Raw genomic sequence first — 12,597 nt, forward strand, 5'->3', positions numbered from 1 at the left:
TCTAAAAATCCTTAAATTCGCAGAATAACAAACACACATATTAAATATAGTATAATGAGCAAAGACGTTGTAATAGTATCAGCAGCACGTACACCAATAGGTAGTTTTTTAGGTAGTTTATCTACTGTTCCTGCTACTCAATTGGGATCAATCGCAATTAAAGGTGCATTAGATAAAATTAACTTAGATCCTTCATTGGTTCAAGAAGTATTTATGGGAAATGTAGTACAAGCAGGAAATGGACAAGCTCCGGCAAGACAAGCTGCTTTAGGTGCTGGACTTAATGATACTGTTCCTTGTACAACTGTTAATAAAGTATGTGCTAGTGGAATGAAAGCTGTAATGCACGCCGCACAAACTATTGCATTGGGAGATGCAGATATTGTAGTTGCTGGTGGAATGGAAAATATGAGTTTAATTCCGCATTATGTAAGACTTAGATCCGGTCATAAATTTGGTTCGCAAACATTAGAAGATGGAATGCAAAGAGATGGTTTAGTTGATGTATATGATCAAAATGCTATGGGGGTTTGTGCAGATTTATGTGCTACTGAACATAACTTTAGTAGAGAAGATCAAGATGCCTTTGCTATTCAATCTTACGAACGTTCTGCTAAAGCTTGGTCAGAAGGTAAATTTGAGAATGAAATAGTTCCAGTACCTGTTCCTCAGCGTCGTGGTGAGCCTATTATGATTACTGAAGATGAAGAATACAAGAATGTAAAAATGGAAAAAATTCCTGCATTACGTCCTGCTTTTACAAAAGAAGGAACAGTGACAGCAGCGAATGCTTCTACTATAAATGATGGTGCTGGTGCTGTCGTAGTAATGAGCGCAGAAAAAGCAGCTGAACTAGGATTAAAACCATTGGTAAAAATTAAAAGTTATGCAGATGCTGCGCAGGAACCTAAATGGTTTACTACAGCACCCGCAAAAGCTTTACCAAAAGCAATTGATAAAGCAGGTATTTCTTTAGATGATGTAGACTTTTTCGAGTTCAATGAAGCATTTTCTGTAGTTGGGCTGGCAAATATGAAAATACTTGGATTAAATGATTCTAATACAAACGTTAACGGTGGTGCTGTATCATTAGGACATCCTCTAGGATGCTCAGGTGTTCGTATCCTGATTACTTTGATGAATGTGCTGGAGCAAAATAATGCTAAAACCGGAGCTGCAGCTATATGTAACGGAGGCGGTGGAGCTTCTGCAATGGTAATCGAACGTGTGTAACACAAATTAAAAGGATTAGCAATCCAAATTTATTAAATGTCTAATATATAGTAGCTATAAATATTCATGCTATACGGTATTTGCAATCTTAGTATTGTGCCATTACGTTTTGAACCAAATGATCCAAGTGAAATGGTATCACAAGTTCTGTATGGTGAACACTTTAAAGTTTTAGAAAAACGAAAAAAATGGAGTCGAATCCGTTTAGCATTTGACACATATGAAGGCTGGATCGATAATAAACAATATATAGAAATCACTGAGGGCCAATACAAAGAGTTTAACACCAAATCGTTGGATGTCAGTGCAGACTTAATTGATTTTGTTAGTTGTGAAGACAATCAATTGATGCCAATTGCTTTGGGATCCTCTTTAGGAGCGCTAGATTTTTTTAAACATCAATATGATGGTAATAGGATTACAGAAATACAATCTAAAGAAAAACTGGTAGAAACTGCTTATCTATTCCTTAATGCACCTTATCTATGGGGTGGTAAGACCAATTTTGGTATTGACTGTAGTGGTTTTACACAAATGGTCTATAAATTAAATGGATACAAATTATTACGTGATGCTTCTTTGCAAGCAACACAAGGAGATCCTTTAAGCTTTATAGAAGAAAGTGAGCCTGGTGATTTGGCCTTTTTTGATAATGAAGAAGGAGCAATTACTCATGTAGGTATTATTATGAAAGATAACTATATTATCCACGCACACGGCAAAGTGCGCGTGGATCGTATAGATCACACTGGGATTTTTAATGGAGAAAAACGATTATATACTCATAAATTAAGAGTTATTAAACGAATAGTTTAAAATCTATAATAATGACACCTCTAGAACTAAAAATAATAAATGTTCTCCCTAAGGATAGTCGTAAACTTCTAGAAATTGGTCGCCAAACCTTTTATGATGCCTTTGGTCCTCCTCATAATACTCACGAAAACATAGATTATTACTTAAATCAAAGTTTTACTTTAGAAAAAATCACAAGTGAAATTCTCAATCCAGAATCTAAATTCTTCTTTACATTATACAAAGATGAAATTATTGGTTATTTTAAATTGAACACAGGAAAAGCTCAAACAGAACTTATAAAAGGGGAATCAATAGAAATAGAACGTATTTATGTTATAAAGGAGTATCAAGGTAAAGGTATTGGACAACAATTGCTTGATACTATTATCCTAATTGCAAAACATCAGAAGAAAGATTTTATATGGTTGGGAGTTTGGGACGAAAACACAGATGCTATAAGGTTTTATGAACGAAATGGGTTCAAAACCTTTGACAAACATAGTTTTATGCTAGGTACCGACAAGCAAACGGACATAATGATGAAACTCGTTTTATAAATAATTTTAAAATTTAGTATTTTTATAACAGTATTATAATGAAGTTATAATTAATTTTGAAACGATCATTTCATTAAAGTATGCCAAAGGTAGAAACTTTCGATAGAACCAATGTATTGCAAAAAGCAACTGAAATATTCCATAAAAAGGGATACAATGGAACTTCTATGCAAGATTTGGTGGATGCTACCAATCTTAACCGATCAAGTATCTATAATTCTTTTGGAAGTAAATTAGGAATGTTTATGCAAGTACTTTCTTTTTACCAAAATGCAGGTAACAATAATATGAGTAAAGAAATAGTAAATACACATAACGCTTCTGATACAATACTCTCAATTTTCGAATGGTATTTAAAAGATATATTGGAAGACGAAGATCATAAAGGTTGTTTAATCGTGAATTGTAAATCCGAAATGTCCAATCAAGAACCCTTAATACAATCTTTTATGGAGCAAAATCAGGAACAAATGATTGCACTTTTAGAAGATGTTGTACATAATGGTCAAATGGAAAAGGTTTTTAACGAAAAACAAACTGCTGGACAATATGCTTTATATTTATATTCATCCATCCAAGGCTTAAGAATGACTGGAATCCTAAATTCGAATGAAAATGAGCTTAGAAATTTAATCAAAATGGTACTTACAATACTATATTAATATTTTTTTTAACTTAATCTGAAACGATTGTTTCAAATAAAACACATATAACATGAGTAAATTAAACAACAAAGTAGCAGTAATTACAGGAGCTAATAGCGGAATTGGTTTAGCTACTGCTAAATTATATCTTCAAGAAGGCGCCAAAGTAGTAGTTTCTGGAAGAAGACAAGAAGCTCTTGACGAAGTAGCGAAAGAACTAAAAGGAGACTTTATAACGGTCAAAGCGGATGTTAGTATCGCTGCAGATAATAAAAGGCTTATAGAAGAAGCAACCAACAAATATGGAAAAATTGATATATTATTTTTAAATGCTGGAATTGCAACTCCTACACCAACTACTGATGTTACAGAAGAACATTATAACAACATTTTTGATATAAACGTAAAAGGTCCGATCATCGCTACTAAAGAAGCTTTACCTCATATCAATGATGGAGGGACAATTCTATTTACAAATTCTGTTGTTCATCAAAAAGGGTTTGATGGATTAGGCATATATTCAGCATCAAAAGGTGCATTACGTGCATATCAGAGAGTTTTAACATCAGAAGTGAAATCAAGAGGTATTAGAGTAAATGCAATAGCTCCTGGACCTATTGAAACACCTCTTTATGGCAAGATGGGATTACCAGAAGATGTTGTAGAAGAAATGGGAAAAGGATTCGCTGAACAAGTTCCTTTAGGACGTTTCGGAAGCTCTGATGAAATTGCCAAGTCTGCACTATTTTTAGCTTCTGACGATGCTTCTTACATTAACGGTGTAGAATTAGAAGTTGATGGAGGGTTAAGTCAGATTTAGAATATTGAAATTAAAAATAGGAATATGTTTTATTTTATGACATATTCCTATTTCAATTTTATAAACTACTCGTCTTATTTTTAATTTTTTATGAAAATTTTACTTCTAATATTCCCGTTCTTTTCTGCCTTTAAAATATATCCTCCTCTTCTAAAATCTTCTATATTAATCTGAGTTTTAAACACTTCTTTTTCCATAAATTGCTGGCTTTCCAAAATCAAATCACCTTTTAACAGACTATAAATTCGAATATTTATAATTCCTTCGTTTTTTGAATTAAATTTAAGGTCAAGTATATCTTTTACAGGATTTTGTAATATTTCTACACTAAAATTACGTCGAGGAAAATAGGGTCTGCTTGATATCTTTCTTATATTCCCTAATCCACTAAGTTCAGAAACATATAATGCAGTTCCTGTTCTATTAGCTGTAATTCCTGCAGGATAAGAAAAGGTAGCTTCGGTAATATCTCCATCCATAGCCCCGTTAACACTTCCTGCGAAAATGGAAACGTCATCAATTCTTTCAGGATTGATTTCATAAATTTTATGTTCTCCATAATTGGTACCAAAAAGTGAACCATTTGCATAAGTTATAAATCCTAAGAAAGGAAAATCTGTACCGGAATCAGGAACTGTAGCAATATATTCTAATTCTTCACTTCTGGTATTTAATTTATATATTTTTCGATCATTAAAGTTTCCAATGTATAGCATCCCTCTTCTATCAAAAGCTAAACCCACTGGGGCATTAAGCGGTTCTCCAGTATACAACACCCTAACTGTTCCATCCGATAATAATTCTTTGATTCCATTATTACGTACATCAGTAAAAATAATCGAATTTCTATGCCTTGACTGAATCATTCCAGAAGGTATTCCATCTACAGGAAAACTTTTTAACAAATTCCCCTCCTTATCATATTTGTGGATAACGGAGGCACTAAATTCTGCTATAAAAAGATTACCCTGACGATCAAAAGCTAATCCATTAGGATTAGCCAATCCGGATACAAATACACTTACCTCTCCTGATCGTGCAATTTTATAGACTGAATCTCCAAAAAAATTAGATCCATATAAATTACCTCTGAAATCTATAGCCAAAGCATCATCTACAATCGCATCAGGAGAATCTAAAACTGTAGTTACCTCTTGACAATAAGCTACCGATGATACTATAACTAGTATTAAAACATAAAGTTTTCTCATTTTTTTGTTCTTTTAAATTAAATAATAAATAGATGATGTGTTTTCGTTATTTCAATTTAAAATTATTTGTTTTTGTAATATCTCTACACCACTTTGAAGTAGATCACCTTTTTTTTGAAGTGAATACATCATATTTTGATGTGAATGCAATTAATAAATGATTGACATACATTTTTTGTCTAAATTGTTCCATAAATGCATAATAAAAATGTAGATATATCGGGGACATGAAAATTTCAGCATTAATTATTGATGATGAACCTTTAGCAAGGAACTTAATTAATAACTTACTTAGAACGGAGCCCATGATTAATGTCATTGGTATATGCAAAACTGGAAAGGAAGCTATTTTAATGATCGACACATTAAAACCCAATCTTATTTTTTTAGATATAAAACTAAAAGATATGACCGGTTTTGATATTCTAGAGAAAATTTCAGTAAAAGCTCCTATGATAATATTTGTAACGGCTTTTGACGCTTATGCATTAAAAGCATTTAATTTTTTTGCTTTTGATTATTTATTAAAACCCTTTAATGAAAGTCGGTTTTATATATCTGTTAATAAAGCAATTGAGGCTTTTCATAAAAAAGACACTTCTCTGCTTCAAAAAAAGGTAAACAACCTAATGAATCATGTTCGTGTTGCGGATAAAAATCCCATCAAAAAACTTCCTATCCCATTAAGAAACAGAACTATATTTATCCCTCTAAATGAAATTACATATATAACTGCTTCTAACTACTATGCAGAAATATATACAGAAAACAAAAAGTACCTCCTTAGGGAATCTCTACAAAACCTACTTGATATGTTAAATCCAGATCATTTTATAAGAATCCATCGATCCACAATTATTAATATTGATTTCATAAAGGAACTTATAAACTCGGGCTATGGAGCAATTCATGTAAAAATGAAAGACAGTAATCAATTTAGGATTAGTAAGAGTTACAAAAAAACGTTTTTAACCAAAATGGGAGTGTAATTGAGAAAATTAATAGATAAAAAACTATTCTTAATCCTTATGGGGTACGTCAGTGGATACAAAACAGTGACGATACTGCAAGAGTTTTTTTTAAATTATCTTGAAGATAGAGCTATTGAAAACACCGAATGGTTTCGCATAATCATTCAACAAATAATCCCTACAACAATTATCATTACTCCTATAGTTTTCATTATTCTTATAGTAACAAAAATTATGATCAATCGAAACTATAAATGGGTATATATCATTCCCATCCACTTCGTATTATCATGGATTTATGGATTACTTGTTACTTTATCAGGAGTCATTTATTTAATAATTACCGAAGATAGTACTATTTCCTTATCTAAAAGCGAAATCATATCTGAGTTAGTGCATTCTTCGGGTCGTGATTTTCTGGGGTATGTAGGTTTTGTAAGCATCATCTATTCTTATTATTACATTAATAGAACCAGTAAAATGGAGGTACAAAAAGCACAATTATCAGAACAACTTATTAATGTTAAAATGGAAGCGTTAAAATCTCAACTAAACCCTCATTTTCTTTTTAACACCCTTAACAGTATTTCTGCTTTAATCATAGAAGATCAAAAAAAAGCTCAGGATATGATTGTTTTTTTAGGAGATTTATTAAGAGAAGTTTTAATCATTAAAAATGAGAATTTAATTCCTTTACATCAAGAGATATCATTATTAAATAAATATATCGATATTATGAGAATACGATTTTCTGATCATTTAACCATGGATATTCAAATAGAAGAAGATATAGAGGATACTTTAATTCCAAGTATGATTATTCAACCTATTATTGAAAATTCCTTTAAACATGGATATTCTTATACTGTAGAAAACCTTAATGTCAAGCTAAGTATCTCAAAAAAGAATAATAAATTATTAATTAACATTACCAATAATGGAGAGATCATAAAAGATGTTGAATCTTCGGGAATGGGCATTAAAAATATAAAAGACAGGTTATTTACCCTTTATAATAAGAATTTTGACTTCACATTCAGAAATCTAAAAAATAACAATGGTGTAGAAACTATTATGAGAATACCTATAGAATACTAAAAACTAAACGATATCTGATCAACTATTTCACAAGTTTAACCAATACGTGATTTTTAAGACTATGGAACGAGTTCTTACATCAAAAGCAAATCGATTCATTGGATCATCTACATTTCCTGTTAGATAATTATCTGTATATACGAGTATTAAATCTGATACTGGAGCAAACCTCCATTGGATTCGTGCATTAATGTTGGTATTATCATTTTGTGAATTATACTGTACAAAAACAGACGTAAACAAACTTTTAGAAAACGTATAATCTATCCTGGGGCTAATTAAATAAGTCTCTCTTGTGCCATCTAAGTGAGGTAAATCAAAAACATTAACTGCGTAATTTAGAGAGAAAAAACCTTTGGGCTGAAAACGTAGGTTAAAGCCTCCTCTAGTACCGTATCTCCAACCATTAAAATATTCTCCGACGTATGGACTTAGATTCCAACTAAATACTTTTCGTCGATCACTACGATAGTTTCCGGTAAAACTTATCCAAGAAAAATCTTGATCTGCAGCCAACTCTATTGAATCAGTACCTGTTGGATCAAATGGATCAAAAAGATATACATAACTATGATTTAAATTAAAACCAAAATTTGATCTTTGGGACAATTCCCCTCCTAACCCAACTGAGAAAAAATGATCCGTTTTCCCAAATTCGGGTCTCCAAAAGACATCCGCCTCAGCGCCATAACTATAGTTATTTAAAAAATCATTTTGAGGATAATACCTAAGTTCTGCAGAAGGACTAACTCTTACATAATTGGTTCTAGGCGTAAATCCAACTTCTGCATTATAATCTTCGTGGACATATTCATGCTTCCATAATGCTCCAAATTTCCTAGTATTATAATTCACAGTTGTACCTTGTGCTATCGCCATATCGGTATCAGGAGAGAAAGTTGAGTGAATAAAACTTTTTCCAAACCAAGTATTACTCTTAGTAGAATAGTTATAGTCTAGTCCTATCATTCTATTATACCGATTTATATCTAAAGTATCTAGATTTTCATCAAAATTTACGGCTTGTTTATTTACACCAATAATTCCAATATTAGAACGTACACCTATCTTTCTTTGTATAACTCCAACACCAAAATTTGTTCCTGGAATTCCTTGCGATTTACTAGAAGCTGTTTGCATGTTTAGCAAACCCACTCTGGTCTTCGGATCTAACTTCCCACTTATACGAAAGCCTCCATAAATTCTATTCTGAACCAATTCTTCATTAACTACATCTTCTCCTGCTCCAATACGTCTAGAGAAAAATGGATTAATATTAGAAAAACCAAACTGTCCAAAAAGATCAGCATTTTCAAGAAAAAATTGCCTTCGTTCTGGAAAAAAAATTTCAAAACGATCTAGGTTGGTTATTTGTTCATCAACTTCAACCTGAGAAAAATCGGGATTTACGGTTAAATCTAAATTCAAACCAGGTGTTAATGCAATTTTAGCATCACCTCCTACTTCAAAAATTTGATCCGTTGGTAGATTATCCTCATAGTCCTTATTGATCCCTGTAGAAACAAATGGAATCAAAGAAACCGCACTACTTTTAGTGACTAGATCTTCTTCCCAAATCATCTCTGCGGGATATGCTAACGTGAAAACAACTTGATTTCGCGGTGTTCCTGGATACGTACTTATTTCATTAGACTGTGTATCAAATCGATAAGAAGTAAATCCCCATTTCTTAGACGGTGTTGGATATCTAAAAGTGCTAAAAGGAATCTCTAGTTCTGCCGTGTAATAGCCATCATACTTTTTGGCATTCCCTCTCCACTTATTGTCCCAAGAAGTAGAAAAATCCTGAAAAACATTTCCTCCATTACTTATAGTTCCTTCTCTTAGAACACCTTCTGGATTAATTCCAAAATAGAATGCATTGGTTTGATCATCAAAAGTATCAAATAGTAAAGTTATATTATCATTTCCTCCTGCACGATAGTCCCTACGCAAGGATTCTATTACCCAATCATTTCCTGCAGCATAACATTTAATTCCTATGTACAAATTTTTCTTGTCTGTACACATGTATATTTCTGTTTGCGCAGCAGCTGGTAAAGAATCATTTGGGAAATACTGTGTAAAATTTTTAGCAGGTTCTAACTTTGTCCAGATAGCTTCATCTAACTGACCATCAATTGTTATACTTTCTGAAGTGGTACCGACAATAAAAGACCTTTTTTCGGCAGTATTTTTTTGGGAAAAAACTTGATGTCCTAAATTAAATAAAAGTACAGTAATCCAAAATCTCATGCTAAAGCTTCGTATTTATTCTTAATAATCAGTAGTTTTTGATATTGAATTCTCAAAAATATAATACGAAAGCTTAGTTTATGTTAAAATTATTACAAACAAAACCATAAGATTTTGGATATACTTTATTCCATAACGTATTATAGTTCTAAAATTTGTCTAATCATTTGATTCGTAAAACCCCACTCATTATCATACCAGATCATAATTTTAACCAAATCACCATCTACTACTCTTGTCATAGATGCATCCACAGTAGAAGCAAAAGGATTCATTTGTATATCAGAAGAAACGATAGGTTCATAGGTAACATCCAAAACTTTAAGATATCTATCGGTTTTAGCTTCTTTTAAAAGTATTTCATTAATTTCTTCAGCAGTAGTGTTTCTTTCGGCTATAAACGTCACATCGCTTACGGAACCAACAGGTACAGGAGTTCTAACAGCTATACCATCGAATTTACCTTCGAATTGTGGCAACGCTTTTGTTGTTGCAATTGCTGCTCCTGTCGAAGTTGGTGTAAGATTAACTGCTCCTGCTCTACCCATTCTAGGATTTTTCTTTGATGGTGCATCAACCAAAGTTTGCGAAGCTGTATACGCGTGGATAGTATTTAATATTGCTTTTTTAATTCCAATAGTTCTCCCTAAGATTTCTACAACAGGACTAATATTATTCGTAGTACAGCTAGCACAAGAAAATATAGCTGTTTTTCCATCTTCTGTATTAACTCCATGGACTACTGTTGGTGTATCCTTACTTTTTGTTGGTCCAGAAATCACAACATTAGTAGCACCAGCATTAATATGTTTTTCTGCATCTTCTCTATTTGTAAAGAAACCCGTACTTTCTATTACGACATCAATATTATTTTCTTTCCAAGGAAGTTGTTCAGGGTCTCTTTGATTGAAGTATAATATCTTCTGACCATCTACAAGTAAATGATCATCCTGAATACTCACTTCTTTATCAAAAATTCCATATACACTATCATATTTTAGTAAATACTGAGCATTATCAATTGACATTAAATCATTAACTGCTACAACTTCTAAGCCTGGCTCCTCCATAATTACTTTAAGTGCAGCTCTCCCGATTCTTCCGAATCCATTTATTGCTATTCTTTTCATATCTTATTTTTTGTTGGTATTAAAATGTGGTTAAAATTATAGGATAGTAGTCGCATAAACCCAACTAAAATTACATTATCCATCTATTAAAGAAACTCCATTTAAATCCGTTGTTAACACATCGCTCATGTAATCAAAATATGGTCTTAATAACCTATAATGATATATCAGTTTTTCCAAGAAATCTTCGGCAAATACCTCTTTGTCGGTAAATTTGTGTTCTACAAAAAATGATTTGTTTTTAATCAAATCAATTGATGGGTGATCTTTACTAAATCCTTTGGGCGCAGTTTTTACTTGATAAGCCGTATTAAAACCTCCAAATGCTTTTTTAAAATCTGAATGATCTAAAATATCTCTAATTTCTTGATCATCCATTTCAAACTCTTTTCGAATACGCAATAAATCTTTAGGTTCTGGACTAAAAAAACCACCAGCCATGCGAGAATTACCAGGTTCTAATCTTAAATAATATCCTCCTCTTCGATGTGCTCCTGCCCGACTAAAGCTAACGCTTCTATGCACATTATATGGAGTTTTATCTTTACTAAAACGCACATCCCTATTAATTCTAAACACCTTAGTTTTCTCTATCTCATCTTCTTCATTTAACCTTTCCGTCACTGAAGCATAAAATGCTTTCAAATCCTTCTCATTAGATTGATAACGTTTTTTATGTTCTTGCATCCAATCCCTATGATTGTTCTTTTTTAGATCTTTTAAAAACTCGAATGCCAATTCAGGAATTCTAATCTCCATATATTTTGATTTAATGATTATATTTTTATTGTATTGAGGTACGCTATACTAACTTTTCCTTAAAAAATTGTATCGTGCGACTCCAAGCCAACTCTGCAGCTTCTTTGTCATATCTTGGCGTACTTGTATTGTGAAAACCATGATTTACTTCCGGATATGTAAAAGCCTCATATTCTTTATTTTCTTTTTTAAGAGCTTTTTCATATTCAGGCCAACCTTCATTAACACGCTTGTCGAGACCAGCAAATTGAAGCATCAATGGAGCTTCTATTTTATCAATATCCTCTTTAGGTTGACTTCCATAAAAAGGAACAGCAGCAGCTAGATCTTCTATTTTTACTGCCATCATATTAGAAACCCATCCTCCAAAACAAAACCCTACCACACCAATTTTACCGTTACATTCTTCATGCTGTTTTAGATATTTATATGCTGCTATAAAATCTTCTAGCATTTCATTTCGATCTCGTTTTCTTTGCAATTTTCTTCCCTCGTCATCATTACCTGGATATCCTCCTAATGGGGATAGCGCATCAGGCGCAATGGTAATAAAACCTCCCAACGCCGCTCTCCTTGCTGTATCTTCTATATAAGGGTTTAACCCTCTATTTTCGTGCACAACTACAATTCCACCTAATTTTTGTTTTATATCTTTAGGCTTAGAAAACAATGCTTTTATTTCTCCTCCCCCTTTTTCCGAATTATATGTAATGTAATTAGAATCTAATTGAGTGTCATTTTTATCAACTATCAAGTTATCCGCGTAATTAGGCATTAAAAAACTCATCAAAGAAGGAACTGTAATTCCTCCTACAGCATAGATCCCCAACTTCTCAATAAACTCTCTTCTCTGAATCTTACTATGTGCATACTCATCATATAAGTTAAACACCTCTTGTTTAATATCTTCCTTTTTGAGTTTTTTCATAATTTATGCTATTATTATTTGATAAATTAAGTTTTTTTTCCTGTGCTAATCTTATCACTAACTATATCTATAAAAAACAATAAGTATAGATCGAGTTCTTTGTAAACCTTATAAAGGTAATTCATCTTAAAAGAATACCAAACCGTCTTATCTTTTTAACCAAATTTTATGTATTACTATCAATTCTAACCA

The 12,597-nt window shown here is 32.2% G+C and carries 12 protein-coding genes; 7 read left to right on the forward strand and 5 right to left on the reverse strand.

What is annotated here, in order from left to right:
* Positions 1-54: 54 nt before the first annotated feature.
* From D1815_RS05945 to D1815_RS05965, 5 genes are all read left to right on the forward strand, one after another.
* Positions 55-1,233: an acetyl-CoA C-acyltransferase gene (locus D1815_RS05945; RefSeq protein ID WP_027391341.1), complete on the forward strand. Its 1,179-nt coding sequence runs from the start codon at positions 55-57 to the stop codon at positions 1,231-1,233.
* Between the two features lie 66 nt (positions 1,234-1,299).
* Entirely contained in the window at positions 1,300-2,049 is a 750-nt protein-coding gene (locus D1815_RS05950; RefSeq protein ID WP_118386306.1) for a C40 family peptidase, read from the forward strand.
* An 11-nt stretch (positions 2,050-2,060) separates the two neighbouring features.
* Positions 2,061-2,588, forward strand: coding sequence for a GNAT family N-acetyltransferase (locus D1815_RS05955; RefSeq protein ID WP_118386307.1), 528 nt, complete (start codon positions 2,061-2,063; stop codon positions 2,586-2,588).
* A gap of 80 nt (positions 2,589-2,668) precedes the next feature.
* Positions 2,669-3,250 (forward strand): TetR/AcrR family transcriptional regulator, encoded by a 582-nt coding sequence (locus tag D1815_RS05960; RefSeq protein ID WP_118386308.1) that lies wholly within the window; start codon positions 2,669-2,671, stop codon positions 3,248-3,250.
* A gap of 52 nt (positions 3,251-3,302) precedes the next feature.
* Positions 3,303-4,052 carry an SDR family NAD(P)-dependent oxidoreductase gene (locus D1815_RS05965; RefSeq protein WP_027391337.1) on the forward strand — a complete coding sequence of 250 codons (750 nt, stop codon included), beginning with the start codon at positions 3,303-3,305 and terminating at the stop codon, positions 4,050-4,052.
* An 80-nt stretch (positions 4,053-4,132) separates the two neighbouring features.
* On the opposite strand, the gene D1815_RS05970 is transcribed toward D1815_RS05965, so the two are convergent.
* Entirely contained in the window at positions 4,133-5,263 is a 1,131-nt protein-coding gene (locus D1815_RS05970) for a T9SS type A sorting domain-containing protein (protein WP_118386309.1), read from the reverse strand.
* Positions 5,264-5,490: 227 nt separating this feature from the next.
* Here D1815_RS05970 and D1815_RS05975 point away from each other — a divergent pair, with 227 nt between their 5' ends.
* Both D1815_RS05975 and D1815_RS05980 read left to right on the forward strand, forming a co-directional pair.
* Positions 5,491-6,252 carry a LytTR family DNA-binding domain-containing protein gene (locus D1815_RS05975; protein ID WP_051335921.1) on the forward strand — a complete coding sequence of 254 codons (762 nt, stop codon included), beginning with the start codon at positions 5,491-5,493 and terminating at the stop codon, positions 6,250-6,252.
* Between the two features lie 39 nt (positions 6,253-6,291).
* Positions 6,292-7,332, forward strand: a complete 1,041-nt coding sequence (locus tag D1815_RS05980; RefSeq protein WP_118386310.1) for a sensor histidine kinase — start codon at positions 6,292-6,294, stop codon at positions 7,330-7,332.
* Positions 7,333-7,359: 27 nt separating this feature from the next.
* Here the strand turns inward: D1815_RS05980 and D1815_RS05985 are convergent, their stop codons facing one another.
* The 4 genes from D1815_RS05985 to D1815_RS06000 all read right to left on the reverse strand — a co-directional run bounded on the left by D1815_RS05985 (position 7,360) and on the right by D1815_RS06000 (position 12,405).
* Positions 7,360-9,588: a DUF5916 domain-containing protein gene (locus D1815_RS05985; protein ID WP_118386311.1), complete on the reverse strand. Its 2,229-nt coding sequence runs from the start codon at positions 9,586-9,588 to the stop codon at positions 7,360-7,362.
* 140 nt (positions 9,589-9,728) lie between these two features.
* Positions 9,729-10,718, reverse strand: a complete 990-nt coding sequence (gap, locus tag D1815_RS05990; protein WP_118386312.1) for a type I glyceraldehyde-3-phosphate dehydrogenase — start codon at positions 10,716-10,718, stop codon at positions 9,729-9,731.
* A gap of 75 nt (positions 10,719-10,793) precedes the next feature.
* Positions 10,794-11,477: a DUF2461 domain-containing protein gene (locus D1815_RS05995; RefSeq protein WP_027391331.1), complete on the reverse strand. Its 684-nt coding sequence runs from the start codon at positions 11,475-11,477 to the stop codon at positions 10,794-10,796.
* Between the two features lie 43 nt (positions 11,478-11,520).
* A complete protein-coding gene (locus D1815_RS06000; RefSeq protein WP_118386313.1) occupies positions 11,521-12,405 on the reverse strand; it encodes a dienelactone hydrolase family protein in 885 nt (294 codons plus the stop codon).
* Positions 12,406-12,597 lie beyond the last annotated feature (192 nt).

The sequence above is a fragment of the Aquimarina sp. AD1 genome (assembly GCF_003443695.1).
Lineage (GTDB): Bacteria > Bacteroidota > Bacteroidia > Flavobacteriales > Flavobacteriaceae > Aquimarina > Aquimarina latercula.

Excerpts from the sequence above, each read along its gene's own strand:
- D1815_RS06000 (WP_118386313.1), bottom strand. The coding sequence starts at position 12,405 with ATGAAAAAACTCAAAAAGGAAGATATTAAACAAGAGGTGTTTAACTTA.
- D1815_RS05985 (WP_118386311.1), bottom strand. The coding sequence starts at position 9,588 with ATGAGATTTTGGATTACTGTACTTTTATTTAATTTAGGACATCAAGTT.
- D1815_RS05945 (WP_027391341.1), top strand. The coding sequence starts at position 55 with ATGAGCAAAGACGTTGTAATAGTATCAGCAGCACGTACACCAATAGGT.
- D1815_RS05995 (WP_027391331.1), bottom strand. The coding sequence starts at position 11,477 with ATGGAGATTAGAATTCCTGAATTGGCATTCGAGTTTTTAAAAGATCTA.
- D1815_RS05965 (WP_027391337.1), top strand. The coding sequence starts at position 3,303 with ATGAGTAAATTAAACAACAAAGTAGCAGTAATTACAGGAGCTAATAGC.
- D1815_RS05975 (WP_051335921.1), top strand. The coding sequence starts at position 5,491 with ATGAAAATTTCAGCATTAATTATTGATGATGAACCTTTAGCAAGGAAC.
- D1815_RS05955 (WP_118386307.1), top strand. The coding sequence starts at position 2,061 with ATGACACCTCTAGAACTAAAAATAATAAATGTTCTCCCTAAGGATAGT.
- gap (WP_118386312.1), bottom strand. The coding sequence starts at position 10,718 with ATGAAAAGAATAGCAATAAATGGATTCGGAAGAATCGGGAGAGCTGCA.
- D1815_RS05980 (WP_118386310.1), top strand. The coding sequence starts at position 6,292 with ATGGGGTACGTCAGTGGATACAAAACAGTGACGATACTGCAAGAGTTT.
- D1815_RS05950 (WP_118386306.1), top strand. The coding sequence starts at position 1,300 with ATGCTATACGGTATTTGCAATCTTAGTATTGTGCCATTACGTTTTGAA.
- D1815_RS05960 (WP_118386308.1), top strand. The coding sequence starts at position 2,669 with ATGCCAAAGGTAGAAACTTTCGATAGAACCAATGTATTGCAAAAAGCA.
- D1815_RS05970 (WP_118386309.1), bottom strand. The coding sequence starts at position 5,263 with ATGAGAAAACTTTATGTTTTAATACTAGTTATAGTATCATCGGTAGCT.